The 26,537-nt window shown below is 68.8% G+C and carries 20 protein-coding genes; 10 read left to right on the top strand and 10 right to left on the bottom strand.

Annotation, left to right across the window (positions count from 1 at the left end):
- Nucleotides 1-187: 187 nt before the first annotated feature.
- From A4X17_RS02445 to A4X17_RS02435, 3 genes are all read right to left on the bottom strand, one after another.
- Nucleotides 188-739, bottom strand: a complete 552-nt coding sequence (locus A4X17_RS02445) for a type 1 glutamine amidotransferase domain-containing protein (protein ID WP_064294060.1) — start codon at nucleotides 737-739, stop codon at nucleotides 188-190.
- A gap of 109 nt (nucleotides 740-848) precedes the next feature.
- A complete protein-coding gene (locus tag A4X17_RS18810; RefSeq protein WP_082915867.1) occupies nucleotides 849-1,790 on the bottom strand; it encodes a G5 domain-containing protein in 942 nt (313 codons plus the stop codon).
- Nucleotides 1,791-1,878: 88 nt separating this feature from the next.
- Nucleotides 1,879-2,823, bottom strand: a complete 945-nt coding sequence (locus A4X17_RS02435; protein ID WP_064294059.1) for a DnaJ domain-containing protein — start codon at nucleotides 2,821-2,823, stop codon at nucleotides 1,879-1,881.
- 150 nt (nucleotides 2,824-2,973) lie between these two features.
- Between A4X17_RS02435 and A4X17_RS02430 the strand changes: the two genes are divergently transcribed.
- Both A4X17_RS02430 and A4X17_RS02425 read left to right on the top strand, forming a co-directional pair.
- Nucleotides 2,974-3,225, top strand: a complete 252-nt coding sequence (locus A4X17_RS02430) for a type II toxin-antitoxin system Phd/YefM family antitoxin (protein ID WP_064294058.1) — start codon at nucleotides 2,974-2,976, stop codon at nucleotides 3,223-3,225.
- 5 nt (nucleotides 3,226-3,230) lie between these two features.
- On the top strand, nucleotides 3,231-3,488 hold the full coding sequence (locus A4X17_RS02425) for a Txe/YoeB family addiction module toxin (RefSeq protein ID WP_064294057.1): 258 nt from the start codon (nucleotides 3,231-3,233) through the stop codon (nucleotides 3,486-3,488).
- 20 nt (nucleotides 3,489-3,508) lie between these two features.
- Here the strand turns inward: A4X17_RS02425 and A4X17_RS02420 are convergent, their stop codons facing one another.
- Together A4X17_RS02420 and A4X17_RS19615 are read right to left on the bottom strand one after the other, a co-directional pair.
- Nucleotides 3,509-5,134, bottom strand: coding sequence for a methyltransferase (locus A4X17_RS02420; protein ID WP_082915866.1), 1,626 nt, complete (start codon nucleotides 5,132-5,134; stop codon nucleotides 3,509-3,511).
- Nucleotides 5,097-8,693, bottom strand: a complete 3,597-nt coding sequence (locus tag A4X17_RS19615) for an efflux RND transporter permease subunit (protein WP_064294056.1) — start codon at nucleotides 8,691-8,693, stop codon at nucleotides 5,097-5,099. The genes A4X17_RS02420 and A4X17_RS19615 overlap by 38 nt, the downstream gene beginning before the upstream one ends.
- A 256-nt stretch (nucleotides 8,694-8,949) precedes the next feature.
- Between A4X17_RS19615 and A4X17_RS02410 the strand changes: the two genes are divergently transcribed.
- Nucleotides 8,950-9,330: a hypothetical protein gene (locus A4X17_RS02410; protein WP_064294055.1), complete on the top strand. Its 381-nt coding sequence runs from the start codon at nucleotides 8,950-8,952 to the stop codon at nucleotides 9,328-9,330.
- 19 nt (nucleotides 9,331-9,349) lie between these two features.
- Here the strand turns inward: A4X17_RS02410 and A4X17_RS19095 are convergent, their stop codons facing one another.
- The 3 genes from A4X17_RS19095 to A4X17_RS02395 all read right to left on the bottom strand — a co-directional run bounded on the left by A4X17_RS19095 (nucleotide 9,350) and on the right by A4X17_RS02395 (nucleotide 13,514).
- Complete coding sequence (locus A4X17_RS19095) at nucleotides 9,350-9,922, bottom strand: hypothetical protein (RefSeq protein ID WP_064294054.1); 573 nt, start codon at nucleotides 9,920-9,922, stop codon at nucleotides 9,350-9,352.
- Nucleotides 9,923-9,931: 9 nt separating this feature from the next.
- A complete protein-coding gene (locus tag A4X17_RS02400; RefSeq protein WP_064294053.1) occupies nucleotides 9,932-11,974 on the bottom strand; it encodes a primary-amine oxidase in 2,043 nt (680 codons plus the stop codon).
- 61 nt (nucleotides 11,975-12,035) lie between these two features.
- On the bottom strand, nucleotides 12,036-13,514 hold the full coding sequence (locus A4X17_RS02395) for an APC family permease (RefSeq protein WP_064294052.1): 1,479 nt from the start codon (nucleotides 13,512-13,514) through the stop codon (nucleotides 12,036-12,038).
- A gap of 212 nt (nucleotides 13,515-13,726) precedes the next feature.
- On the opposite strand from A4X17_RS02395, the gene A4X17_RS02390 reads away from it, so the two are divergent.
- The 7 genes from A4X17_RS02390 (at nucleotide 13,727) to trxA (ending at nucleotide 23,306) form a co-directional block, all read left to right on the top strand.
- Nucleotides 13,727-15,217, top strand: coding sequence for an APC family permease (locus A4X17_RS02390; RefSeq protein ID WP_064294051.1), 1,491 nt, complete (start codon nucleotides 13,727-13,729; stop codon nucleotides 15,215-15,217).
- The gene (locus A4X17_RS02385) at nucleotides 15,214-15,939 is read left to right on the top strand and encodes an IclR family transcriptional regulator (RefSeq protein ID WP_064294050.1); all 726 of its coding nucleotides are present in this window, start codon (nucleotides 15,214-15,216) and stop codon (nucleotides 15,937-15,939) included. The genes A4X17_RS02390 and A4X17_RS02385 overlap by 4 nt, the downstream gene beginning before the upstream one ends.
- Nucleotides 15,940-16,015: 76 nt before the next feature.
- Nucleotides 16,016-17,695, top strand: a complete 1,680-nt coding sequence (locus A4X17_RS02380; protein WP_064294049.1) for a DHA2 family efflux MFS transporter permease subunit — start codon at nucleotides 16,016-16,018, stop codon at nucleotides 17,693-17,695.
- A 134-nt stretch (nucleotides 17,696-17,829) separates the two neighbouring features.
- A complete protein-coding gene (locus A4X17_RS02375; RefSeq protein WP_064294048.1) occupies nucleotides 17,830-20,169 on the top strand; it encodes a DUF6049 family protein in 2,340 nt (779 codons plus the stop codon).
- Complete coding sequence (murJ, locus tag A4X17_RS02370; protein ID WP_064294047.1) at nucleotides 20,162-21,778, top strand: murein biosynthesis integral membrane protein MurJ; 1,617 nt, start codon at nucleotides 20,162-20,164, stop codon at nucleotides 21,776-21,778. Before A4X17_RS02375 ends, murJ begins: the two co-directional genes overlap by 8 nt.
- A 151-nt stretch (nucleotides 21,779-21,929) precedes the next feature.
- The gene (gene trxB, locus A4X17_RS02365; protein WP_064294046.1) at nucleotides 21,930-22,940 is read left to right on the top strand and encodes a thioredoxin-disulfide reductase; all 1,011 of its coding nucleotides are present in this window, start codon (nucleotides 21,930-21,932) and stop codon (nucleotides 22,938-22,940) included.
- Between the two features lie 45 nt (nucleotides 22,941-22,985).
- Nucleotides 22,986-23,306, top strand: coding sequence for a thioredoxin (trxA, locus tag A4X17_RS02360; RefSeq protein WP_064294045.1), 321 nt, complete (start codon nucleotides 22,986-22,988; stop codon nucleotides 23,304-23,306).
- 269 nt (nucleotides 23,307-23,575) lie between these two features.
- Here the strand turns inward: trxA and A4X17_RS02355 are convergent, their stop codons facing one another.
- Both A4X17_RS02355 and A4X17_RS02350 read right to left on the bottom strand, forming a co-directional pair.
- The gene (locus A4X17_RS02355; protein ID WP_064294044.1) at nucleotides 23,576-24,634 is read right to left on the bottom strand and encodes a ParB/RepB/Spo0J family partition protein; all 1,059 of its coding nucleotides are present in this window, start codon (nucleotides 24,632-24,634) and stop codon (nucleotides 23,576-23,578) included.
- Complete coding sequence (locus A4X17_RS02350; RefSeq protein ID WP_276207400.1) at nucleotides 24,634-25,536, bottom strand: ParA family protein; 903 nt, start codon at nucleotides 25,534-25,536, stop codon at nucleotides 24,634-24,636. The genes A4X17_RS02355 and A4X17_RS02350 overlap by 1 nt, the downstream gene beginning before the upstream one ends.
- Between the last annotated feature and the right edge of the window lie 1,001 nt (nucleotides 25,537-26,537).

The following is a 26,537-nucleotide window of genomic DNA, read 5'->3' as shown; positions in this document are numbered from 1 at the left end:
GCGTCCCGGGTCCTGTCAGAATGTCTGATGTCCGATATCAGCATCTGATATGAGAGGAGGGGGTCTCATGGACTTCTACCGGAAGCTGCTCGAGCTGCTGCGCGCGATCTGCGGCTGGCTCTGACCCGCACGCACGAACGCCCGGTCTACCAGGACCGGGCGTTCGTGCGTCACGCTGCGACCGGAGTCAGGCGTGCTGGCCCTCGTGCTCGCCCTCGCCGATCTCCTCGACGAGCTTCGCGTTGAAGGCCGGGAGGTCATCGGGCGTGCGGCTCGACACGAGTCCCTGGTCGACCACGACCTCCTCGTCCACCCAGGATGCACCCGCGTTGCGCAGATCCGTCTTGAGGCTCGGGTAGCTCGTGAGTTCGCGACCGCGGACGACGTCCGCCTCGATGAGGATCCAGGCGCCGTGGCAGATCACCCCGACCGGCTTGCCCTGCTCGAAGAAGGCCTTCGCGAAGGCGACCGAGGTCTCGTCCACGCGGAGGTCGTCCGCATTGACGACACCGCCGGGCAGCACCAGTGCGTGGTAGTCGTCGGAGGAGGCCTCGGCGACCGCGACGTCGACGGGCTGGACGTGTCCGTTCTTCCCGGTCACGTCCTGGGTGGCGGGCGACACCAGTCGGGCGGTCGCTCCGGCTCCGGTGACCGCCTCCCAGGGACTCGTCAGTTCACTGTCCTCGTAGCCGTCCGTGAGCAGGAAGGCCACCTGCTTGCCGTTGAGTTCTGCGCTCATCGTCGCTCCAATCCGTCAGCGTCGAGACACCGTCCGGCGCCTCGCCAGCGACGATACGCTCGGCTCCACCGCTCGGACCCGGGCTTCCGCCGAACGCGAACGGGGTTGCTCAGGCGTCGCAGGCGATGCCGTCACCGTCCCGATCGAGGTCGTAGACATCGCTTCCGACGACGTACACGGGGCCGGGCGTGTACGCCGGGCCGTTGCCGCTCCCGCCGGCGCAGTCGACGTCGCTGGCGATCGGAACGCACTGCCCCTCGTAGTTCGGGTCGCATCCTCCACCGGCGGGCTCGGCGACGGGCGCAGGAGGCGGCGGCGGAGCGGGTTGCCGCGTCCCGACGGACGTCACCTGCGCGATCGGTTGGACCGACACGAGCTGCGCGACGAGCTCTCGAGCGATCTCGACCCCGGCTCGCGTGGTGACGCGGTAGGTGTTCGTCTGCTGCCCGGGGACGCCCGCCGTCGTCACGACGACCTGACCGACGTCGATGTCCGGGTCCTGGACCTCGGTCACCGCGAACGGGATCTCCACCACCTCGGTCACCTCGGTGACGACCTCGGTCGGGGTGGGGGTCGGCGTGGCACTCGGTTCGGCGGCGGACGTCCCCTCCGGAGCCGACAACAGCGCCGCCGGCCGGGGCGCGACCGGGTGGATGGCCGCGTTGGCGCCACCACCCACGACGACTAGGCACAGGGCGGCACCGATCACCGCGGCCGCCATCCCGCGGTTGCGGATCCCGAGGGAGGAGACGCGACCACGGACGAGCGCGACCGCACCGATCACCATGGCCACCAGGGCGACGAGTGCGAGCATCGCCCAGAACGCGCCACCGACGGCGCTGACGAGCAACAGTACTCCGACCAGGCTGAGCAGGACGATGTGGAGCGGACCGAGGTGGCGCGTCCGGGTCGCCCCAGCAGCAGGAGGGACGGTGGCCGGGGGAGCGGGCACGGCCGCCGGCACGCGTTGTCCACCCCAGCCGACTCCGGTCCACCATCGTTGCTGGCCGGCCTGCTCGGGATCGGGATACCAGCCTGCGGGAGAAGTCATGCCCTGATGCTGGGGCCTGGAGCAGGACGGCACAAGGTCCCCGAGTGGGGCGAGAGGGGATTCCTCCCCCGCCGTGTCGGGCCGCTCGTCAGAGTCCGACGAAGCGGATGGTCTGCTGCAGGCGCGTGCGGATGTCGAACAGCTGGTTGCCACCCATGCGGTCGACGCCCGGGAGACCGGTGCGGAGGAGGTCGGCCAGGCGGGAGCGCTCGACGAGCACCGTCACCGGATGCTTGCGACCGATGAACTCCACCGACTCCGGGGTGGCGCCGTCCGGCACGACGATGACGGAAGCCGTGAACTTCACCCGGGCCGCCTTCGCGACGGTCCGGGCCGAGCGCACGATCGACCGGACGGGCTCCTCGCGAGGATCGAGCGTCTCCCCGACGACCTCGCCGCGGTGCACCCGGACCGGCCCACCCCAGTCCTCCGACTTGACCGCGAACAGGCCGGTCGGGCCGAGGACGACATGGTCGAGCTTCGCTTCGCCCGGCGCCAGGACGTCGTGCCAGACCGTGTATCCGATGCCGAGCGTCGCCACGGTGCGCGCCGTCTGCTCCTCGGCGAGCGCGTTGGCCAACTGGTGCCGGATCTCGCGCGGAGCCGAGCGGACGAGCTTCGGGTCGTAGGGGTCGTCGAGCGGGACACCACGGCCGACCCACTCCCGGATGAGCCCGAGGTAGGCCTCGCGCGAGTCTCCGCCGGGGTGCCCGTAGGCGCGAGCGCGGGGTCGCGAGTCGGCGCACTGCGTACCCGACCGACCCGTGCTCGACGCCGACCAGGTCGGAGCGTCGTCGTCGCCCGCGTCGGAGGACGGCGTGTTGCGCCCGCGGTCGTAGGCAGCCCGGTCCTGTTCGGTTCCGACGCGCTCCCAGGCGAGCTGGACGGCGTTGAACTGGCGCGCGCTCCCGCCGAGGTCGGGGTGGGTCTCGCGCATGAGCCGTCGGTAGGCCCTCCGGAGCTCGTCCTGCGTCGCCGTCGTGCTCACACCGAGCACCTCGTACGGGCTGGCTGAGAGTGGGCTCTCCGGCATGGAGGGTGGTCGCTTTCGTCGGCGGCGTCGGTCGGTCCGACACGGCAGACTATCGCCATCACCTGGAAGACCGCCCGAACCGGCGCCCGGTCGGCGCTGTGGACTACTCCAGCGAGCCAACGTACAGTTTGTTGTACTTGGAGGATGTTGATGCGTACCCTCAGTTATTCGGAATCCCGCGCGAACTACGCGGCCACCCTCGATTCGGTCCTCGACGACCGCGAGGAGGTGATCATCACCAGAGCGGGGCGCGACCCGGTCGTGATCGTCGCGCTCGACGACTACGAGTCCTTGAAGGAATCGGCGTATCTGCTGCGGACGCCGTCGAACGCACGTCGGCTCCTCCAGGCCATCGACGACCTCGAGGCCGGCGCGGGCACCGAGCACGACCTGGTCGAGTAGTCGGCGTGCGGCTCATCTGGTCCGACGCCGCCTGGGAGGACTACTGCCACTGGCAGCAACAGGATCGGCGCATCGTCAAACGGATCAATCTCCTCCTGAAGGACATCATCCGGAACGGCAACGAGGGCATCGGCAAACCTGAGGCGCTCAAGCACGGCTTCCAGGGATTCTGGTCACGACGGATCACCGACGAGCATCGGCTGGTCTACCGCCTCACGGACGACGGCGTCCTCATCGCCCAGGCGCGCTTCCACTACGAGTAGGGCCGGGGACCCGGAACGGCTCAGGAGCTCGGTAGGAGGATGCCGTCGTCCAGCAGTGCGCGGACCCGGGGGAGGAGTTCGGCGCGGAGTTCCGCCGCATCGACCTCGACGAGCTGGGCGATCGCGTCGATGATGGCTCCCAGGGTCAACTCGCCGTCGCAGGCGCCGACGAGCCCCGCCAGGCCCGTGTCGATTCCCACCGAGCGGGCCAGGCCGCCACCCTGCCGCAGGGTCATCGCCGTCGGATCCTCGTCACCGGGCCAGTAGTGGCGTTCCTCGGTGACGTCGCCCGCGAGGATGACGCGTTCGCCGAGCAGCTGCTCGTCGTCGAGCGCGACCTGCCAGTCGTGTGCGAGGAGACACACGGCGAGGTGCGCACCGAGCCCGGCAGCGTTCGAACCCGCCTGCCCGTGCAGCCGCTCGAAACGGCGCAGCGGCGTGGACGGGTCCGATCGACGGAGCAGGACATAACCGAAGCCGACGCCGGTCACAGCCCGAGCCGCGAAGTCGTCGAGCCAGGCTCCCGCGAGGCGCTCGAACTCCGGCGTCCCGAGGCGGGTGCCACCGTCCCGGATCCACGTCTCCGCGTATTCGGCCGGATCCTGCACCTCGCGCTCGATGACCCAGGCGTCGACCGGTTCCGGACTGCGCTCCACCCATCCGGCCACGCGGTCGAGCCCGTCGGCACCGTCTCGGTACTCCCAGTTCCCGAGGAACTGCGCGACCCCGCCGGGCGTCAGATGCCGGGCGGCCTCGAGGAACACCGACTCCACGAGCGCATCGCCGACCAGACCGCCGTCGCGGTATTCGTAGCTCGGCACGCCCTCGGCGCGCGGGGTGATGACGAACGGCGGGTTGGAGACGATGCGGTCGAACCGTTCGCCGGCGACGGGTTCGAACATGCTGCCGTGGCGGAATTCGATCGAGTCGATGCCGTTCAGGCGCGCGTTGAGTGCGGCGAGCTCGAGTGCTCGCTCGGAGATGTCCGTCGCGACCACGTGATCCGCGATCCGCGACAGGTGGAGCGCCTGGATGCCGCACCCGGTCCCGAGGTCGAGTGCCGTTCCGCTCCGCTCGGGGAGGATGATGCCGCTCAGGGTCATCGACGCGCCGCCGACCCCGAGGACGTGCTCTTCGCCGAGCTCGTGACCCAGCGCGAGCTCGCCGAGGTCGGAGGCGATCCACCACGCACCGCTCCCGTTGGCGTCGACCCAGGCGTACGGACGCAGATCGATGGCCGGGGCGACCGATCCGTCGTGACTCAGGCCGACGAGACCGAGCGCCACCGCGCCGTCGAGGCCGAGCGACGGCAGTGCACGCGCCGCGTCATCGGCCCCCACGGCGACGCCGAGCACGAACAGCGTCGCCAGCGTCGCGATCGGTTCAGTGCCGGCCGTCCGGCGGCGTTCGTCGAGCGAACGGATCGCCACGACCCGGTTCGAGCGGTGCAGGGCGGCCTCGGCCGTCTCACCCCAGAGACCGCGCACCCGTTCCACCGTGTACCCGGCCGCGTCGAGGTCGGAACGGAGGAGGTCGATCAGTCGCTGGTCCACGCCCACCAGTGTGCCAGCTGCGGGGTGGGCCGGATCGCCCACCCTGCAGCCGCCGTCAGCGATCCGTGGTGAGGATCGCGTCGAGGTCCTCATCGGTCTGCTCGTCGTGCTCCTCGACCTCGCGCTGCGCGGCCTTCGCCGTGCGCTTCCGCTCACGCTTCTCCAGACGGCGCTCGGTCCGGCGCTCCAGGAGCAGGTACAGCACGGGCACGAGGATGAGCGTCAGGAGCGTCGACGACACCAGGCCACCGATCACGACGATCGCGAGCGACTGCGAGATGAACACCCCACCGCCGGTGAGTCCGAGCGACATGGGCACGAGCGCGAAGATGGTCGCGCAGGCGGTCATGATGATCGGCCGCAAGCGGAGTCGAGCTCCGTGCAGGACCGCGTCGTCGATGCCGTCGCCCCGAGCCCGGTACGAGTTGACCAGGTCGATGAGGACGATCGCGTTCGTGACGACGATGCCGATGAGCATGAGGAGGCCGATCATCGACGGGATGCCGAGCGGGGTCCCCGTGATGAGCAGGGCCGCGATCGCGCCGGTCGCCGCGAAGGGCACGGAGACCAGCAGGATGAGCGGCTGCAGGAGGCTCCGGAACGTCGCCACCATGACGATGAAGACGAGCACGATCGCGATGAGCATCGCGAGGCCGAGCTGCGCGAACGACTCCTCCTGCTCCTGGGCGACACCACCGACCGAGGCGGTGACCCCGCTCGGCAGGTCCAGGCCGTCGAGGCCCTCCCGGACGGCGAGCGTCGTCGCGCTGAGGTCGTCACCCGTCGGCGTCGCCGACACGGTCACGGTCCGGACGCCGTCGATACGCGTGATCGCCGCTGCGGCACGTTCCTCGCCCACCTGCGCGACGGCGCTGACCGGGATCGGGACGGCGCTGACGTTGGCGAGGTCCTTCTGCGCCTGGGTGAGGCGGTCCGCCTCCGCCTGCTGTTCGGCGGCCTCGCTCTCGGCGTCCCGCATCGCTTCCAGCTGCTCGTCGATGGTCGTGATCGAGCCTTGGAGCTGGGAGATGGCGTCGCTCAGTCCGGCGAGTTGGGCGGCGCGTGCCTCATAGGCCTGTCGTGCCGCCTCCTCCTCCGGTGTCGTGGGCGTGACCGGCGGCACCTCGACGGGAGCCGCTTGCAACGCACTCAGCTGAGCCCGCAGGGCGTCGAGCTGCGAGGCCGCGGTCGAGCGGGCGTCCTGGAGTTCCGAGCGCTGGGTCGCGGCCTGGGATGCCGCCTCGTCCTTCGCGCGCTGGGTGGCCTCGTCCTGCTCGGCCGTGAGGGCGTCGGTCGCGGCCTTCTGAGCCGCGGCCTGCTGCAAGGCACTGACGGGAAGGGGGAGTGCGGCGATCTCGGCCGGCGTCGTGCCGACCCGCTGCGAGCGGACGATGATGTCGCGAGACGCTCCCTCGAGGATGACCGAACCCATCGGCGTGCCGCGGAGCGCGCTGGCGATGGCCTGGCCGATCTGTTCCTGCGTGAAGCCGTACCGGGCGGCGGCGGCGCGGTCGACGTTCACCTTGAGCAGGCCCTGCTCGTCGGCGAGGTCGCTCGTCGCATCGCGGAGGCCGTCCGTACCGCCGAGCATGTCCTGTACCGCGGCCGCCGCCGTGGCGAGCGCCGCTGGGTCCTCACCCTGCAGTGTGACCTCCATGCCGCCTCCGCCACCGGTGAATCCGCCCCCGGCGTCGCCGACGGTGACCTCGCCGACGTCGTCGAGCTTCGCCACGGCGTCCCGGATGGTGTCGGCGACGCCCTCGCGCGAGCTCTCCTCACCGACGGTCACGCTGATCTGTGCCGTGTTGCTCGAACCGTTCCCACCGACGGTGGTCAGGTATCCGGAGACGCCGGCGGTCTTCGCGAGGACCGCTTCCACGGCCGCGGCCGCGTCGCTGGTCACGTCGAGGCTCGTCCCCTCCGGGAGTTCCTGCGTGACCGTGACGGTGTTCTCGCCCCCGATGTCGCCGAGGTAGTCGGTCTTCAGGAACCCGGCCGAGACGATCGTCCCCGCGAACACGACCGCCGCCACGAGCAGGGTCACGACCGGACGCTTCAGGGCGGTGCGCAGGACCGGCAGGTAGGCGCGCTGGAGCTTCGAGTACGCCTCGGACTCGTCCTCGACGACGGACGCCGCTTCGGTGGCCGCATCGTCGGTTGCCTTGCCGACAGCCGGGGCGGAGGAGCCTCGCATGAACCAGTAGGCGAGCACCGGCACGATCGTGAGCGAGACCACGAGGGATGCGATGAGCGCGACCGACACGGTGACGGCGAACGGTCGGAACAGCTCGCCGACCGTCCCGCCGACGAAGGCGACCGGGAGGAACACGGCCACGGTCGTGATCGTCGACGCGGTCACGGCCCCGGCGACCTCGCGGACCGCCTCGACGACGCTCGTGGTCGTCATCGCCCGCCCGGTGTGCCGACGCTTGATGTTCTCGATCACCACGATCGAGTCGTCGACCACCCGCCCCACGGCGACGGTCAGCGCCGCGAGCGTGAAGATGTTGAGCGAGTAGTCGCCGATCCACAGACCGATCATCGCGATGAGGAGCGAGAGCGGGATCGACACGGCCGTGATGATCGTGGACCGGATCGACAGCAGGAACACCAGGATCACGATGATCGCGAACAACAGCCCGAGCCCGCCCTCGACGGAGAGGTCGTGGATGGACTGCTCGACCATCGGCGACTGGTCGAAGACGACGGTGAAGGCCGCACCCGAGCCGAGCTCCTGCTCTAGGCCGGGGAGGGCGTCACGGATGGTGTGGGCGAGTTGGACGGCGTTGGCCGACGGGTCCTTGAGGATCGTGAGCGACAGCGACGGGAGACCGTCCGCCCGGGCGATGGAGGTCTCGGCTGCGGGCACGAGCTCCACGTCCGCGACGGCGGAGAGCGCGAAGGGCCCGTCCTCGTGCTGGATGGGGAGCGCCTGCACTTCGGCCAGCGAGCCGACGGCCGAGCCGACCTCGATCGAGAGCTCCTTGCCGGCGTCGACACTCGTCCCGGCAGCCGTGATGACGCCGCTCGCCTGGACGGCCGCCATGACCTCCTCCGCGGTCACCTTCTTGGCCGCGAGGTCGGCCGGACGCATCGTGATGACAAGCTGCGTGGCGTTCTCGCCCGCGAGATCGACCTGGCGCACGCCGGCGATGCCGCGGAGCGCGGGGAGCACGGTGGTCTCGACCCTGCCCGCGAACTCACCGGACTCGTCCTCGGACGCGACCGCGAGCTGCAGCACGGGGATGTCGTCGCTCCCGCCGGCGTAGACCTCGGTGGTCGTGTCGTTCGGAAGCGTGCTCTTCAAGCCGGCGAGGGCGCTGCGGATGTCACCGACGATCTTCTCGTCGTCCTGCCCGAAGTCCCAGCTCACCTGCACGGACGTGGAACCGCTGACCGACGTCGAGGTGACGCCGGTGACGCCCTTGACCCCCTGCACCGCCTGCTCGACGGGCTTCGTGACCTCGCGCTCCACCGACGACGGCGAGGCGCCGGGGTAGGTCGCGGCAACGACGGCACCCGGCTGCTGCACGGACGGCAGCAGCTCCTGCTTCAGGGAACCGACCGCGAAGAGTCCGAAGGCCACGATCGCCGCAGTGATGAGGCCGACGATCAGTCGATTGGCGAGGCTGAGCCTCGTGAGGAATGACATGGAAGGACGGGCCTCTCGGTCGCGGAGTGGGCGCCATCCGCCCCACTCCACGCTATGGAGCGGCGCCCCTGATCACATCCGCACGAGGATGGACCTGAAACGGCACCGGTATCCGCCGATCGGACGACATCGGTGGTCCCGCGGTACCAGCCTCGACCGCGAGGAAGCTGCGCCTTGACGGCACGGTCCTCCGATACCGGGCGTACCCTTGATACCCGAGTGCGCGCCGCGGGGTGCGCCGGAGCGAGGAGGGTACGTGGATCTGCAGGCCGTCGACCTCCCCAGGTTGCGCCGCGACGCGCAGCTCGAGCGCGAGGTGATCATCGAGCACCGCGCTCGCGACGGTGAGGACCCCTGGGACTTCCTGCCCTCGATGCCGACAGTCGACGAGCTCGTCGTCGCCGTCCTCCGGGACGACGCGCTGCACGCCCGGGGTCTGGCCGCCCAGCACGCGATGGCGCGGCTCGCCGGGTACTCGTCGCTCGACGACGCCCAGGACCATCGCGACAACGCGGACCACTTGGAGTACGAGGTACTCCGTGAGATCGCCCGCGTGCACCCCGAGTTGACCCGAGCGGTATGGCGGATGTCCGGCAAGGTCGCCCGGCCGCCGTGGGAGGGCGACGACGCCGAGTAGATCGACGCCGCCGCCCGGTTCACAGCGCCGCGGCGAGCCCCATGGCGACGACGGAGACCGTCATGCTCACCACCTCGACGACCACGACCCGCTCACGCCGGCGAGCCGCCTCGACCGCGAGCCGCATGGACAGGGCCGTGAACATCGCCATGCCGGCCGCGAGGAGTACGGCGGGGAGGACGCCCATTCCGTTCTGATGTCCTGCCGGATGTATACCCGATCCGGCATATATACTCCCGGCGGCATGACCCGCCATGGTGCACACGAGCGCCGCCATGATCAGGAGACCGCCTGAGGTGTGCACGGTCATCGCTGCACGGTGGTGTGTGACGGCGAGCGCCACCGCGTCGTCGACCGGAGCCGGCAGCCCGGCGATGGACCGAAGCCGGACCGCCGAGGCGACGGCGAGGACGATCAGGACGACGACCCAGAGCAACGGATGCAGCATCCCGGCACCGGTCGCCAGGTCGAGCATCGCCGCGAGCATGACGATCGCGGCCACGAGGTCGAGGGGTCCGCGTCGGCCGCCGACGGTGCAACAGGCGCCGACGGCGGCCGGGACGAGCGCCCCGAGGTGGAGGACCTCGCTCATCGCCGCGACCTAGTGCCCGTGGCCACAGTGCTCCTCGGCACCCTGGTCGTGACCGCCGTGTCCCACGTGCGCGGCGCCGGTGTCGTGCGAACAGTGCCCGACCGCTTCGTTCGGCGGGACGTTCAGGGTCGGGTTCTTGCCGAAGAAGCCGTAGGGCTTGAGCGTGAACCGGGCGTAGTCCACCGGCATGACCGGCCAGTCCTCCGGACGGGGGAAGTGCGTCGGTCCGAAGGTGTGCCAGAGCACGATGTCCTCGCCGTCGATCGACTCGTCGCCCTCGATGAACCGCGTGATCCCGTCGCCACCCGGGTTCTGGTGGACGAAGTCGCCCGCCGCGTATCGTTCAGCCGGGTCGTACTTCGTCACGAAGAGGTGCTTCGTCGCGAACTCCGCCCGCTTGGCGATCGACGACGACGCGTCGGCCATGAGCGTCGGCGACTCCTGCGGGTACAGCACGTACCCCGTCGGGCGTCCCATCCGGTTCGTCTTCTCCGTGTTGACGATGTGCCAGGCTCGAGCGGCCGAGCCGTCCGCCATGCGTCCGGACCCCGCTTCCGTGCTGAGCCGCGTGACCCGCTTCGTGAACGCGTTGCCGTGCTCGTTCCCCGGCCCGATCGGCACCCGGACCGCGTCCACCTCCTCGACCGCGTTCGACAGACCGTCGACCATCATGTCCAGACGGGCCGAGAAGAGGTGCTGGTGGTACGGCCCACCGAGCCCGGGCGCGACCTCCGAGGCGTACGGGTAGTCGGCGCCCTCCGCGTCGAGCCCGGGGTACGCGGAGGTGAAGAGGATGCCCGTCAGCTTCGACTCGCACTCGATGGTGCCGTCGAGGTACAGGTACCAGTAGAACCCGTAGTCGTAGTTGCCGACGGTCGTGAAGAAGGGGATGACCAGCCGACGCGACCGCCGGACCTCGTTGGAGCCGGTGTACAGGTCTGAGTGCTTCCAGAGGGTTCCGAAGTCCTCTTCGTGCATGCAGATCCCGTTCTCGATCGTGAACGGGTTGCCGAGTTCATCGGCGAGCACCGCGTCGAAGTACTTGATCTCGCCCACGCAGTCGCACCCGAGCGCCAAGGAGTTCGTGAACCGGCCGAACAGGTACTCGCCGGTGTCGAAGTAGTTCTGCCAGAAGCGCACGGGGGAGGGGTCACCGTAGGGGACCAGCATCTCGTTGATCGACGCCCGGTAGATGATCGGTCGTTCCTCGCCGGCATCGTCGAACGAGAGCTGACGGAGGACGAGGCCCTCACGGACGTCGAACCCGACCTGGAACCGCCAATTGCCCCACTCGACGAACTCGCCGTCGACCCGGAAGCTCGGACCCTCCGGCTGGGTGATGACGATCGGCTTGAGCGAGGAGAGCGGAGCACCCTGGACCGCCGGGTCGTCGAAGTTCCCGGGCTCCGCCGGAATCGCCAGGGCTGTCGCGTCGATCAGGCGGGTGATCCGTCGTGCCGCGGTGTCGACATAGGCGCTCAGTCCGTCGACGGGGTGGGCCCACGGGTGGTCGGCCGGGTAGTCCTGGCGGAACGCGAGGACCCGGACGATCCGACGCCCGACCTCCTCGGGATAGTCGTAGAAGCCAGCCGACAGCGGGACGACCTTCACCTCGTCGACCGTGCAGCCACGGGCGGCGAGGGCGGCGACCCACCCCTCGTCCTCCGCCACGATCTCCGCGATGGCGTCGAACTCCTCGATGAGGATCGGCAGCTGGCCGCGGGAACCGTCCAGGACGACCGTGCTGAGCAGGGACCCGCTGTCGATGGACACCACGTTGTCCGTCGATCGACCCGTGGCCATGTCGAGCAGCATCACGCGGGCGAGGCGTTCCGGCAGGGGACCGTCGCCGGCCTGCCAGGCGAGCACCGCCCGCTTGTGGGGCTCCTCGAGGCCGACGTAGGCGAACCGGGTCGTCTCGGTGAAGTCGTCGAAGCCGGTGACGATGTCGCGGATGCGGTCGAACTCCGGCGCGGACAGGCTGGCGAGCGGGTGCTGGACGGGCGTGTCGCCGTCGGTGCTGCGCAGGGTGGTGGGGTCGGTGATGGTCATCGTGAGGCTCCTGGTTCGGTGATGCGGCTGGTCTCGGAAGGCGAGGGGAAGGGTCGGATGGTCAACCGCCGATGGCGTCCATGACGTCGGCGTAGGCGGCCGGGCGACGACGACGCAGGTACGCGGCCTGCACGAGGCCGATGACCGGGCAGACCACGATGAGGGCGAGGAGGACGGCGCTCACGGTTCCGAACACGGGGTTGCCGCCCGCATCCACGTCTCCGACGAGCATCGGGAAATAGACGACGATCACGACGGCCGAACCGACGAGTCCGATGAACCCGAGGCCGGGTGCGACGACCGTGTTCCACACCCGTCGATCCTGCTTCGTGCGAGCGAAGTACACGATCACCGCGAGGCTCGTGACCGCCATCAGGATCGCGATCGCGAGGGTCGCGACGCCGGCGAACCACGTGAACACCTGCAGGACGGGGTCGAGACCGAGCACGGCGAAGACGACGATCAGGATCGCCGCGGTGGCGCTCTGGACGAGCGACGAGGTGTGCGGCGAGAGGTGCCTGGGGTGGACGCCGCCGAGCCGGCCCGGCAGGACGCCGGCGTTCGACATCGTGTGCTGGTACCGGGTGATGACGTTGTGGAAGGAGAGGACGCAGGCGAACATGCTCGTGATGAGGAGGACGTTGATGACGAGCTCTCCCACCGGGCCGAGGTAGAGCAGGGTGGTGCGGAGGATCATCGCGCCGGGATCCTCACCGGCCACGGCGAGGACGTCGTCCGGGCCCCAGGCCATGACGAGCGCCCAGGAGGCGAGGGTGTAGAACAGGCCGATCCCGATGACCGCGATGTAGGTCGCCCGTGGGATCGTGCGGGACGGGTCCTTCGCCTCGTCGCGGAAGATCGCGGTCGCCTCGAACCCGATGAACGCCGCGATCGCGAACATCAGTCCGACACCGGGCGACCCGGAGAACACCTGCTCTGGCACGAACGGCTCCGCCGACAGCCCGTCGGCACCGCCGGTCACGATGACCGCCCCGGCGAGGACGAGGACGATCCCGACCTCCGCCACGAGCAGGACGCCGAGGACCTTCGAGCTGAGGTCGATGTGGCGGTAGCCGAGCAGACCGACCACGGCGATCGACGCGAGCGAGTAGAGGTACCAGGGGATCTCCGGGGCGCCGAGACCGGCGAAGGTCACGCTCAACAGGTAGCCGATGTAGCCGTACACCGACACCTGGATGGTCGTGTAGGTCAGGAGGGCGAGGAACGCCGACGCGAGACCGGCCGGTTTGCCGAGCCCGTATCCGACGAAGGTGAAGAAGGCACCCGGCTTGGGCACATGCCGGGTCATGGCCGAGAGTCCGACGGCGAACAGCAGGAGGATCACGGCGGACACGACGTACATGCTCGGGAAGCCGACCCCGTTACCGAGCAGGATGCCGAGCGGTGCGGCTCCACCGACGACCGTCAACGGCGACGCCGCGGCGACGACCATGAAGACGATGGCGGTGACGCCGAGCGATCCCTTCAGGGACCGGGTGGGCTGTCCGGCATCGGTGGCCGGACCTTTCGTGACGGTCATGGACACTCCTCGAGCAATGCGGCGGTATCGGGACGAGGCCAGCATCCCGGTCTCCTGTTGCCGCCTCGTCTCGTCGCCGTAACACCTGCTCGGCACCGAATGAGACCGGTCGACACCGCTGTCTCATTTGACGGTCATGAAGCCGAAACACGCCCGCCACGCCGGTGCAACGGGACGCGCCTAGCCTGAACGACGAGGAGGAGGTGAGGGACGTGACGGCTCTGGAACGCGCGATCAGCAATCCTCCGAGCGTCCGTGGTCTCGAGTCCCGGTCACCGGTCGACGGCCTCCAGCGGCGCAGTGTCGGGTTCATCGACGTGTTCGCCCAGTCCGTCTCGGCGGTGGCGCCGTCCGCCGCTGCGACGACGATCCCGTTGATCGTCACCGTGACCGCGGGCGGGGCGACCATGTGGTCGCTCGCCATCGCGATGCTGCTGTCGTTGCTCGTCGCCACCACCGTGAACGTGTTCGCGAAGCGCATCGCCGCGACCGGCTCGCTGTACACCTTCGTGTCCAAGGGGCTCGGAACGGGTGCGGCCTTCGTCACGGGCGTCGCGCTGCTCATCGGGTACGGCTTCATCGCCATGTTCGCCCTGGCCGGTGCCGGGTACTACCTGTCGATCCTGCTGCACCGGTTCTGGCCCGGCATGCCGAGTTCGACGGGTGTCGTGTCCACACTCCTCGTGTGCATGGCCGTCGTCTGCCTCGTCGTGCTCGTCCGCGGGATCCACCTGTCCACCCGGGTGACCCTGATCGTGGAGAGCGCCTCGGTCGCGACCATCCTCATCCTCGTGGGCGTGCTCCTGTCGCAGCTCGGACCGACGCCCGATTGGGCCGTGCTCGGGCTGGACGCCTCCCCGGAGCACCTCGCGGTCGGATCGGTCCTCGCCGTCACCGCCTTCGTCGGATTCGAGAGCTCCTCGACGCTCGGCGTCGAAGCCCGTCGGCCGTTCGCAAGCATCCCCCGGTCCCTGGTCTGGACCGTCGTCGGTGCGGGTCTCCTCTTCCTCGTCACCTCATACAGTCAGCTGGCGGGCTTCGCGGCGTTGGGGGAGGACATCACCGCGACGCGGACGCCCATCAACGATCTGGCGCTGGCCTTCGGCGTCGAATGGATGGGGCTGCTGCTCGACCTGTCCGTCGCGGCGTCGTTCCTCGCCTGTGCGATCGCCTCCATCACGGCGTTCTCGCGGGTCGTGTTCTCGATGGGTCGAGAGGGCGTCCTCCCGTCGCGCCTCGGGACCACGCACGGCCGGTTCCGTACGCCCCATGTGGCGATCATCGCGGCTCTGGCGATCGTCACGCCCGTCTCGGTGCTCGCGCTCGTGCTGACCGGAGGGGCCTGGGCGGCGATGCAGGTCCTCATCGTCGTGGCCGCGGCCGGGTACATCACCGCCTACGTCCTCGTCTGCATCGCAGCCCCGTCCTTCCTCTGGCGGATCGGGGAACTGACGCTCTGGCCGCTCCTGCGAGCGGTGGTGGCCGGGGTGTTGCTGTCCGTCGCGCTCGTCGTCTATCTGGTCGTCGAGAGCGCCGGCGAGCGGGGCGTCGGCGTCTGGGTGTTCCTCGTCACGATGGCGCTCGGCATCTCGATCTGGGCGATCCGGCATCGACGCCGTCCGTGGCTGAGTTCGACCGTGGGGGTCTACGACGAGACGGTGAGCGCCGACGTGCTCGGCGGACCGTCCGCGGAGCACCGGTGAGCGGCGCGGGCGAGCTCCGCGCCCGACAACCGAAGGCCGTGCACAGCGCGCTCACGGTGCTTGAAGAGGTCGCGCGATGCGGTGCAGGTGTGACGGCGCAGGAGGTCTCGGCCGGACTCGACATGCCGAGGGCGACCACGTACCGACTCCTCAACCTCCTCGTCCAGGACGAGTACCTCGTCCGCATGCCCGACCTGCGCGGATTCGCACTCGGGCGGAAGGTCGTCGAGCTCGCCCACCTCGTCGCTCCAGCACCACCCCCGCTCGCTGCGCGCGAGGTGATCGGACGATTGCGGTCGAGCGTGCGAGGCGGCGTCCACCTCGTACGGTACGAGCGCGATCGGATCAGGATCGCGGATGCGGATCCCGACTTCCCGTTGAGTGACGAGCAGCGGATCGTCAGGCGCCTCGACACCTCCGCTATCGGGCGTCTGCTCCTGCACGAGCTCGCTCACGGTGGATACGACTGGTCAGGACTCGTCCAGCGGCCGTTCCGGGACGCCGAGCCCTTGATCCACGACGTCGAACGACTCGGGTACGCACGACAGGTGGGTGAGGTGACGCCAGGTCACGGTTGCCTCGTGGTCCCGATCCGGGACGACCGCGGCGGTCTCGTCGCGGGGCTGTCGCTCTCGGCACCGAGTGAGCGGATCGAGCGCCCCGCCGCACTCCTCGACCTCTTGATCGACGGCTCGCGCCAGCTGCAGCCGCTCCTGGTCTGACCGCCGGACGTCCGTGTGACATCAGCCTCGAGAAGGCGCATAATCAGAATATGCAGCCAGCTGATCGTTTCCGCGCATGACGGAGTCCACGCCTTCCGCGAAGCCTGAGCGCTCGCCGTCGGACCGTCGTAAATGGTTCGGTCTCGTCGTCATCAGCATCGCCGTCGCCCTCATCATCGTCGACTCGACGATCGTCAACGTGGCGATCCCGTCGATCGTCGACGATCTCGGGATCTCCTCGACCCAGGTGCAGTGGGTCCAGGAGTCCTACACGCTCGTCTTCGCCGCGCTGCTCATCGTCTTCGGCACGCTCGCCGACCGCTTCGGCCGTCGTCGGATGCTGCTCGTCGGCGTCGTCGTCTTCGGCGGAGCCTCCGTCTTCGCCGCCCTCGCGCCGACGGGCGACCTCCTGATCCTGTCCCGGGTGATCCAGGGCGTCGGCGGCGCGATGATCCTGCCGACGACCCTCTCGATCATCAACGCGACCTTCCGAGGCCGCGACCGCGCGATCGCCTTCGCGGTGTGGGGCTCCACGATCGGGGGCATGGTGGCGGTCGGTCCGCTCCTCGGCGGCTGGCTCACCACCGACTTCTCCTGGCGCTGGGCGTTCGGGATCAACGTGCCCCTCGGCGTCCTCATCATCGTCGGACTCCTCCTGTTCGTGGGGGAGTCGCGGGAACCCGCGACCGACCGCATCGACGTCGTCGGCGCAGTGCTGTCGATCCTGACGAGCGCGTCCCTCGTCTACGGACTCATCGAGGGCCGGAGTCTCGGATGGTGGCTCACGGACGATCCACTCGTCATCGGGGACTGGACTTGGCCGTTCACCCTTTCCCCGGTACCTGTGGCCCTCATGGTCGCGGTCGTCGCAGGTGTCGCGTTCGTCCTCTGGGGACGCCATCGGATGCGCCAGGGGCGCAGCACGATCATCGCGTTCTCCCTGTTCTCGCTGCCATCGTTCCGGAACGGCAACATCGCCGCCCTCATCGTCTCGCTGGGGGAGTTCGGCATCATCCTCTCGCTGCCGATCTGGCTCCAGTTCGTCCTCGGCTACAGCGCACTGCAGACCGGTCTGATCCTCCTGGCCCTCGCGATCGGTTCCTTCGCCGCGAGCGGGTTCGCCGGCGCGTTCGGCAACCGGGTCGCGCCCGTCCTGATCGTCCGCGTCGGCCTCGTCGCGGAGATCATCGGTGTCGCGGGCATCGGGCTGGTCGTCGGGCCGGCGACCGAATGGTTCGCGATCGTGCCGTTCCTGTTCGTCTACGGCTTCGGCGTCGGTCTCGCCACCGCACAGCTGACGGGCGTCGTCCTGAAGGACGTACCCGTCGAGCAGAGCGGCCAGGGCTCCGGGACGCAGAGCACGGCGAGACAGATCGGCTCGGCACTCGGTATCGCCGTCCTCGGGACCATCCTCTTCGTCAGCACGGCGTCGGTCCTCGACGGACGACTCGAGGACGCCGGTGTACCGACCGAACAGCGCGACGCCCTCGTGACGAGCGTCGTCGACAGCTCGGGCGCCGCCATCGCCGGTCTCGACGCGAACCCGGCGACCGCGACGGTGGCCGAAGACGCCAGGATCGCCCTGTCGGACGGCACCCGCTCCGCGGCGTTCGCCGCCGCAGGATTCCTGGCGGTCGGCTTCCTCGCCACCCTGTCGCTCGGGTCCGGGCGCCGAGAGGACCGGCAGGACGAAGCCGGAGCGGGACCGGGTGGGACGGACTCGTCCGAGACGTCCGACCCGGCCCCGCGGGCGTAGGGCACGAGGCCACCTCACACCTCCGCCGGCGGCGCAACGGCGTCTCCCAGGACACCAGCACCCAGGTTCGACTGGGAGGCCCCCGTACAATCGTCACCGGACGGCTCCGCCCGAGCGGACCGTCCCCACCGCCCATGACACGCCACCGCCACCGCCCACGCCTCCTCAGCGCCCTCGCAGCAGCCGCGCTGTCGTTCGCCGTGGTGTCCGCCGGCGGTTGGTCCACGGGTTCCAGCGCGATCGCCTCGCCCGAGCTGAGCGCGAACACGGCATCGACTCCCGACGGCCTCGTGTCCGTCGAGGTGAGCCCGAGCGACGGGGGAGCGGTCGAACCCTCGTCCCTCACCTCGTTCGGCATCACGCTCACGAACGGCACCGACGCCGATCTCCCCGCCGGCTCCGTGTCCGTGGCGGTCACCACTGCGAGGATCACCGGCACGGCGGCGCTCGACGCGTGGCTCGACACGACCGGGGCGGACGCGGCCGCGACCCCCGCCGGCACCACCGTGGTGCGGACGATCGACATCCCCGAGCTCATCGCCGGACAGCAGTACGTCGTCAGCGGGCTCGACTTCACTCCTCCGGCGCTGGGCTTCGACGACACCGACGCGTGGGGCTCCTACGGCGTCTCAGCCGGCTACGTCGCGGGCGACACGGCGGCCGGAGGTCGGACGGCGCTCGTCTGGCGGGCGCAGGGCCAGCCCACGTCCGCCACCGTCGCGCTCGTGGCCCCGCTCACCGTGCCGCTCAGCTACGGCGGACTCCTCGATGCGGACGAACTCACCGAGCTCACGGCCGACGACGGTGCGCTCACGACGCAGCTCGACGCACTCTTCGGCGAGCAGATCGCGCTCGGGATCGACCCTCGCATCATCGCGTCCGTCCGCGCGCTCGGCACGCGCGCTCCGGAGAGCGCCGTCGCCTGGCTCGCCCGCCTCAAGGCCGCACCCAACGAGACCTTCGCGCTCCAGTACGGCGACGCCGAACCCGCCGTGCAGGCCGAGGCCGGCCTCGATCGACTGCTGACCCCGAGCTCGTTCTCCTTCGCCTTGAACGTCGCCGACTTCCCCGTCGTGCAGCCGACCGAGACGCCCACCCCGACCGGGTCGCCGACCACCGGGCCCGACGACGTCCAGCCGACTCCGCAGGCCGGCTCCTCGACGGCCACGTCCTCCGACCCATCGGCGGCAGCCACTCCCTCGGAGGAACCGACACCCACACCGAGCCCCTCCGAGACGCCCGGCCAGGCGGTGCCGACCGTCCCGACGATGGACGAGCTCCTCAACTGGAGTTACTCGCTCCCCAGCATCGTGTGGGCGGGAGGCGCGGTGACCGATGCGGATCTCGCCGTCTTCGCCGCGTCGGGCGGAACGGTCACGATGCTCGACTCCGCGAACACGACCGACACCGGACAGACCGTGCGCGCCTCGGCGACGATCGGCGCGTCGCAGACGCTGCTCGCCGACCACGGCCTCGCCGAGTCGCTGGGGGACGCCGCCGCCGCCACGACGGACGCCGCGTTCGAGAGCGCCATCGCCGACGTGAACGCCCGGGCGGCCGCCATCGGCACGGAGGGTTCGTCGGGCGGAACGGTCGTCGCCGTGCTGCCTCGGGGAGTGGACGCGACCCTCCCAGCCCTCGGTGAGACCGTGAACGCGCTCCGCTCCCTGCCGGCCACGGCGCAGACCTCCCTGGCGGCGACGCTCGCCGAACCCCCGTCGGTGGCGACGCTCGGGGCGATGACACCCGACAGCGAACGCGTGTCCGACGCGCAGGTCCTCCTCGACGAGGAACAGGACGTCACCGCCTTCTCCTCGGTGCTCGACGAACCCGAGCTGCTGACCGGACGGGAACGCGCCACCCTGCTCTCCAGCCTCGCGGCCGGCTGGCTGCGTGCGGAGGACGCCTGGGGATCGGCGGTCACCGCGCAGCAGGAACGGACGGACACGGTCCTCGCATCGGTACGCGTCACCGACAGCAGTCGCATCAACATGGTCGGCGGCGAGGTGTCCCTGCCGTTCGCCGTTCGCAACGACCTGCCCTATCCCGTCACCGTGGTCATGGAGGCCTCACCGAGCAACGGTCGGTTGAGCATCTCCGGTTCCGTGACACAGGAGATCGCCGCGGACTCGCGAGCCACCGTGCTCATCCCCGTGCAGTCGCAGATCGGTAACGGCGACGTCACCCTCCGGCTGCAACTCTTCAGCACCAGCGGGCAGGCGATCGGTGACCAGTCCTTCGTGGGCGTGAACGTCCGCGCCGACTGGGAGGGCATCGGTGCCGTCGTCCTCGCCCTGCTCGTCACCCTGCTGTTCGTCAGCGGCGTGGTCCGCATGGTGCTGAGCCGACGAGCCAAGCGACGCGGCTCGGGTGCCTCCTCCGCCGCCCCCGCAGCTGCTCCGGACAGCGGTCAGCCCCCGGGCGATGAGCCCCCGGTAGAGTCGTCACCCGGACGACAGGAGACGAATGGCTGACGGCATCGGCAGGGCGAGCGCGCTCCTCGCCTCGGGAACCCTCGTCTCCCGACTGCTCGGCTTCGTCAAAGCGATCCTCGTGGCTCAGGCCATCGGCGTCCTGGTCATCGGTGACACCTTCGCGATCGCCAACCAGCTCCCGAACACGATCTACGTCATCATCGGTGGCGGCGTGCTCAGCGCCGTGCTCGTGCCGCAGATCGTCCGTGCGGGGATCCATGCCGACGGTGGCAACGCGTACATCAACAAGCTCGTCACCATCACCCTCGTCTTCATCGGCGGGGCCACCGCGCTCATCACCCTGCTCGCACCCGTATTCGTGTTCATCGTCGCCGCGACGCTGTCGCCTGATCAATTCGCGCTCGCGACGGCGTTCGCCTACTGGTGTCTCCCGCAGATCCTGTTCTACGCGCTCTACACCGTCCTCGGGGAGGTCCTGAACGCACGCAAGATGTTCGGACCGTTCACCTGGGCACCGGTGCTCAACAACGTCATCGCGATCGCCGGGCTGATCGCCTTCATCACGCTGTACGGCAGCGGCGACCTCGCGGTCAGCGAGTGGACCGACGGTCGAACGGTGCTCCTCGCAGGGTCCGCCACCCTCGGCGTCGTCGTCCAGGCCGCCTTCCTCATGCTGTTCTGGCGTCGGGCCGGACTGCGTTTCCGACCGGACTTCCAATGGCGAGGCGTCGGCCTCCGGGCCACCGGACGAATCGCGAGCTGGACCTTCGGCATGCTGCTCCTGACGACCGGTGCCGGGATCGTCGAGACCCAGATCGTCGCCTCCGTGAGCGATCAGGGGCCCTCGGTCGCGATCCTCAACTACGCCTGGCTGATCTTCATGCTCCCGCACTCGATCATCACCGTCTCGATCGCGACGGCCTATTTCACGCGGATGAGCGAGCACGCGCAGGGCACACGCGAGCGCGGACGGGACATCCAGCGACTGCAGGCCGACATCTCCGGGGCCATCCGCGTCGTGAGCGTCCTCATCGTGCTCGCAGTGGCCGTCATCATGGTGGTCGCCGTGCCATTCGGGAGCGTCTTCGCCGAGACGTTCGAGCAGGCGCAGGCGATGGGTGGCATCATCATCGCCTTTGTGATCGGACTCGTCCCCTTCTGCATCCTCTTCGTCCTCCAGCGCGCCTTCTACGCCCTCGGAGACACGAAGACGCCCTTCTTCTTCACCCTGTTCCAGACCCTCCTGTTCGTCCTCCTGGCGCTGATCGTGCTCCTGGTCCTCCCACCGCATCTGGTGGGTGCCGGCGTCGCGCTCGCCATCACGATCGCGTGCGTCGCACAGACCGTGGTCGCCGCACTGCTGCTCCGGCGCCGGCTCGGGGGTCTCGACGGCCGACGCATCGTCCTGAGCCTGGTGCGGTTCATCGCCGCCGCCGTGCCTGCGGCCGTGGTCGGCGTCGTCGTGCTGCTGCTGCTCGGCGGTGTCAGCGAAGAGGGGTTCCCGACCGCCACGATCCCCGGCGCTATCGTCACCATGGCCGTCGTCGGGGCGGTGATGGCCGCCGTGTACCTCGCGGTGCTCGCCCTCCTGCGCACGCCGGAGCTCAAGGCTGCCTTGGCGCCCGTCCTCGCCCGATTCGGGCGCTGACGCGCACGCGTCGGCACCACCCCACGCACCCCGACTGAGAGCTGCCCGAGGGCCCTGGGGGAGCGGAATAGCGGCCGGTTAGGATGTGTTACACCACTCGGAACCCCGGAACCCACCTGGTCCGGGAGCCCACGAACCACTGAGGAGCATCGTGCGTCAGGTCATCATCATCGGATCAGGACCCGCCGGCTACACGGCGGCGATCTACGCTGCCCGCGCCTCGCTGCAGCCGCTGCTCGTCGCGTCATCGGTCGAGGCCGGCGGCGAGCTCATGAACACCACCGAGATCGAGAACTTCCCCGGCTTCCCCGAGGGCATCCAGGGCCCCGAGCTCATGATGAAGCTCCAGGAGCAGGCGGAGCGGTTCGGCACCGAGGTCCTCTACGACGACGTCACCGAGCTCAAGCTCGACGGCGACGTCAAGACGGTCACCCTGGGCAACGGACAGGTTCACGAGGCACACACCGTGATCTTCGCCACCGGCTCCGCCTACCGCAAGCTCGGTCTGCACGACGAAGAGCGACTCTCCGGCCACGGTGTGTCCTGGTGCGCCACCTGCGACGGCTTCTTCTTCAAGGAGAAGACGATCGCTGTCATCGGTGGCGGCGACAGCGCCATGGAGGAGGCCACCTTCCTCACGCGGTTCGCGTCGAAGGTCTACGTCATCCACCGCAAGGACACCCTCCGCGCGTCGAAGATCATGCAGGACCGAGCCTTCGCGAACGAGAAGATCGAGTTCATCTGGAACAGCGAAGTCGTCGGCATCACCGGTGCCGACGCGGTCGACGGCGTGACGCTGCGCTCGACGACCGACGGCACGGAGACCCACCTGCCGCTCGGTGGCCTGTTCATCGCGATCGGCAACGACCCGCGGACGCACCTCATCCACGGCCAACTGGAGCTGGCCCCCGAGGGCACGATCGCCGTCAAGGGCCGCTCGTCGAAGACCAACCTGCCCGGCGTCTTCGCCGCGGGCGACGTCATCGACCCCACGTACCGACAGGCCATCACCGCCGCCGGCAGCGGCACCATCGCCGCCCTCGACGCGGAGCACTATCTCGCAGACCTCGAGCAGGCTGCTGGGGAAGCGTCCGCCATCGGCGAAGCACAGACGGCCGGTCGTCCGCAGCCGGCCGACCCCGTGCTCACCACCACCGTTTGATCGACGGCCAGGCTGTCGGCCTGGCCACCACGAAGGAGAACACTCATGTCAGATGCAGTCACCGAGGCCACGTTCGACGAACTGGTCATCAACAGCGACAAGCCCGTCCTCGTCGACTTCTGGGCCGCCTGGTGCGGTCCGTGTCGCGCGGTCGGCCCGATCCTCGACACGATCGGCTCCGAGAACAGCGACAAGATCACCGTTCTCAAGCTGAACGTCGACGAGAACCCGAACCTCGCCATGAAGTACCAGATCACCTCCATCCCCGCGATGAAGGTCTTCAAGGGCGGCGAAGTCGTGCAGACCGTCATCGGCGCGAAGCCGAAGGCCGCACTCGAGAAGGATCTCGCAGCTTTCCTCGCCTGATCAGGTTTTTCTAAACCACCGAACCGCCCGGCTCATCCGAGTCGGGCGGTTCTTCGTTATCGCGGTGTTTCACGTGAAACACAGTGAATTGCCTCCTGACCAGGGATTCCCAAATCACACAGAGCGTGTCTGTGGTACTTCGACAAGCTCAACGACCGCGATGGGGCGACCGCCTGTCAAGCTTGAAAACCCACCATCTCGGTCCCTGAGCTTGTCAAAGGGTGCGGGGAACTCAGCGCCGAGCAACCCATGTTTCACGTGAAACAACCTCAGGAGGACTGCCCGAAGCCCGACTCGCCAAGCTCGCTCAGGATCCGGTTGAGATCGGCGATGGTGGCGAACTCCACGACCATCTGGCCCTTCTTCGCACCGAGGGTCACCTTCACGCGGGTGTTCAAACGGTCGCCGAGACGGTCTGCGATCTCATCGAGTTGGCCGCGTCGCGATCCGGCGATCGGACGCGGCTTCTTCGCCTGAACACCCTGAGCCGCAGCAGCCTCGGCCGCGCGGACGGACAGGTCCTCGTTCACGATCTTGTCGGCCAGGCGCTGCTGTGCCTCAGGATCGGTCAGCGACAGGATGGCTCGGGCGTGTCCAGCGCTCAGCACACCGGCAGCAACGCGCTGCTGCACGGCCGCCGGCAGCTTGAGCAGGCGGATGGTGTTGCTGATCTGCGGGCGGGACCGCCCGATGCGGTTGGCAAGCTCGTCCTGGGTGATTCCGAAGTCGGCCAGGAGCTGCTGGTAGGCAGAAGCCTCCTCGAGCGGATTCAGTTCTGAGCGGTGGAGGTTCTCGAGCAGCGCGTCGCGCAGCATCTCCTCGTCGGCGGTGTCCTTGATGATCGCGGGGATGCGGTCGAGACCTACCTCCTTCGAGGCTCGAAGACGCCGCTCACCCATGATGAGTTCGTATCGTTCGTCGTCGCCAGGGATCGGACGGACAACGATCGGCTGCAGGACGCCGACCTCACGGATGCTCGTGACCAGTTCCGCGAGGTGGTCTTCATCGAAGACCGTGCGCGGCTGGTTGGCGTTCGGCACGATGAGTTCGGGGGAGAGGTACGCCAGACGGGCACCGGGAACGGCCACGAGCTGCGGTCCATCTGCCGTCGTAGCAGCGGCGTCCGGGCCAGTGGGGGCGTCGGCTGCCGCGGCCTCTGCTGCGGCGGCGTCCGCGGCTGCAGTCGCAGCATCCTTCGCCGCCTTGCGGGCAGTGCCCTGGTTGTCGGGGAAGAAGACATCGACGGGACGGTTCGCCTGCGAGTCTGAACTCGTCGTCGGAATGAGTGCACCGATCCCGCGACCGAGTCCAGTTCGTTTCGTTGCCATCAGTGACTGACTCCCTCAGGGTGGTTCGTATCGGGTGTATCGGAGGAGCCTGCGGCCCATCGGTTGGCGATCTCCGCCGCTGCTTCGAGATAGGACACCGCGCCGAGCGACGTGGGGTCGTAGCTGATGACGCTCTGTCCGAAGCTGGGCGCCTCGGAGATACGCACCGCTCGTGGGATGACGGACTCGAGGACCTGCCCGGTGAAATGGTCTCGGACGTCCTGAGCCACCTGCTGCGCAAGGTTGGTGCGCCCGTCGTACATCGTCAGGAGGATGGTGCTGACGGCGAGCCCTGGGTTCAGGTGCCGCTGGATCAGCTGGATGCTGCTGAGGAGCTGACTCAATCCCTCGAGCGCGTAGTACTCGCACTGGATGGGGATGAGCACCTCCTTGGCCGCAACGAAGGCATTGATCGTGAGGAGTCCGAGGGACGGTGGGCAATCGATCAAGACGTAGTGGAACGGCTCATCGGCATCCTGGATGAACTGTTCGAGGGCCGTCCGGAGTCGATGCTCGCGGGCTACCTGTGAAACGAGCTCGATCTCCGCACCGGCGAGATGGATCGTCGAGGGAGCGCAGAACAGCGTGGGGAACTCGGGGCTCTGCTGGACGACATCGGCCAGGGGGAAGTCGTCGATCAGGACGTCGTAGACACTCGGGACGTCGGAGTGGTGCTCAACGCCGAGTGCGGTGGACGCGTTCCCCTGGGGATCCAGATCGATCACGAGGACACGAGCGCCCGAACGGGCGAGGGCGGCGCCGATGTTGACAGTGGTCGTCGTCTTGCCGACCCCACCCTTCTGGTTGGAGACCGTGAAGACCCGAGTGTGGTCGGGCGTCGGCAGGGTTGCGTGAGCCAAGGCCTTACGCCTCTCAGTCAGATGATGGAGCTCGCGAGCCAACGGCGTGGACGCGTCGAAGGCGCTACCAACGGAGTCGCGCTCGGGAGCCGCGGAATGCGTTGGTTCGGGTTGTTTCACGTGAAACCTTCTCGCTCGAAACGTGTAGTTCAACCGTACCAGCGTGGGCTGACGCCGGGGGAGCGATCTCCGAGCGTGCTCGGGGGAAGTGCGTACGCATGCCAGCCTCAGAGCGCCGTTTCGCGACACCCGCATCTCATCGAACGCCTCGAATGGTGCCCAGCAGGGACACCCCGCCCTCCATCTCCCACAGGGTTATCCACAGGGCAACGGTACGCGCGATCCCGCGCAACCGCGTGCGCTTCGCGCGTGGAGGTCGATGCTGGTCCGATCGACCCGAGACGAGCCCAGCGGACGTGTGTTGACAACCATGGGGGAGATCCCTCCGCGATCGGGCAGAGATCCGCGTCTTTCCGCGGAAGTTCGGACCCGAACGCCGCACTCCGGCTCCGGCAGGTCTGGGCTCCTGCCCCAGCGCGCGTTGGCCACAGGGTGGTGGTGTACGGATTGGAGCCCGCGTCTTTCCGAGAGACCACCAATTTCTGCGGTTGCGCTCGAGAACTGTCCACAGAGTTATCCACAGGCGTCATCCCCACACGCTGCACGGGGGACCACCGTGCGACTGGCACGAGTCCGCGCCAGCGTTTCACGTGAAACCAAGGTGTGGCGCACGCCGAGCCACCCAACGGCTCGCATCGGTTGGCACCCCTACGGCCTCTGGCCACAGCCCGCCACTCGCCTCACCGGCTTGACACGACACGAGGGGGAGCGATAGCGGCGCGACATTACACAACCGTTTTCCAGCCCCGCACTCGAAACGCCGCACTCGACCGCTGTTTCACGTGAAACACTCTCGACAGGATCAACGCAACGGATGAGTGTGACCTTGAGCGCGAGCCAGCCGGCGACCGCGCGTGGTGCTCGTCGAACTCCACTGATGACCACCACCGCGCTACAGCAACGCGGGAAACGCTTGTGACTCA

The organism is Plantibacter sp. H53 (assembly GCF_001650455.1).
Lineage (GTDB): Bacteria > Actinomycetota > Actinomycetes > Actinomycetales > Microbacteriaceae > Plantibacter > Plantibacter flavus_A.
The sequence above is the reverse complement of the archived record's forward strand: the minus strand, read 5'-3'. Positions and strand labels throughout refer to the sequence as shown.

What these genes read in the sequence shown, in the direction of transcription:
- A4X17_RS02400 (WP_064294053.1), bottom strand. Translation starts at nt 11,974, where the DNA reads ATGACCATCACCGACCCCACCACCCTGCGCAGCACCGACGGCGACACG.
- A4X17_RS02355 (WP_064294044.1), bottom strand. Translation starts at nt 24,634, where the DNA reads ATGGCAACGAAACGAACTGGACTCGGTCGCGGGATCGGTGCACTCATT.
- A4X17_RS18810 (WP_082915867.1), bottom strand. Translation starts at nt 1,790, where the DNA reads ATGACTTCTCCCGCAGGCTGGTATCCCGATCCCGAGCAGGCCGGCCAG.
- A4X17_RS02445 (WP_064294060.1), bottom strand. Translation starts at nt 739, where the DNA reads ATGAGCGCAGAACTCAACGGCAAGCAGGTGGCCTTCCTGCTCACGGAC.
- A4X17_RS02380 (WP_064294049.1), top strand. Translation starts at nt 16,016, where the DNA reads ATGACGGAGTCCACGCCTTCCGCGAAGCCTGAGCGCTCGCCGTCGGAC.
- A4X17_RS02430 (WP_064294058.1), top strand. Translation starts at nt 2,974, where the DNA reads ATGCGTACCCTCAGTTATTCGGAATCCCGCGCGAACTACGCGGCCACC.
- A4X17_RS02395 (WP_064294052.1), bottom strand. Translation starts at nt 13,514, where the DNA reads ATGACCGTCACGAAAGGTCCGGCCACCGATGCCGGACAGCCCACCCGG.
- trxA (WP_064294045.1), top strand. Translation starts at nt 22,986, where the DNA reads ATGTCAGATGCAGTCACCGAGGCCACGTTCGACGAACTGGTCATCAAC.
- murJ (WP_064294047.1), top strand. Translation starts at nt 20,162, where the DNA reads ATGGCTGACGGCATCGGCAGGGCGAGCGCGCTCCTCGCCTCGGGAACC.
- A4X17_RS19095 (WP_064294054.1), bottom strand. Translation starts at nt 9,922, where the DNA reads ATGAGCGAGGTCCTCCACCTCGGGGCGCTCGTCCCGGCCGCCGTCGGC.
- A4X17_RS02375 (WP_064294048.1), top strand. Translation starts at nt 17,830, where the DNA reads ATGACACGCCACCGCCACCGCCCACGCCTCCTCAGCGCCCTCGCAGCA.
- A4X17_RS19615 (WP_064294056.1), bottom strand. Translation starts at nt 8,693, where the DNA reads ATGTCATTCCTCACGAGGCTCAGCCTCGCCAATCGACTGATCGTCGGC.
- A4X17_RS02420 (WP_082915866.1), bottom strand. Translation starts at nt 5,134, where the DNA reads ATGAGGACCTCGACGCGATCCTCACCACGGATCGCTGACGGCGGCTGC.
- A4X17_RS02435 (WP_064294059.1), bottom strand. Translation starts at nt 2,823, where the DNA reads ATGCCGGAGAGCCCACTCTCAGCCAGCCCGTACGAGGTGCTCGGTGTG.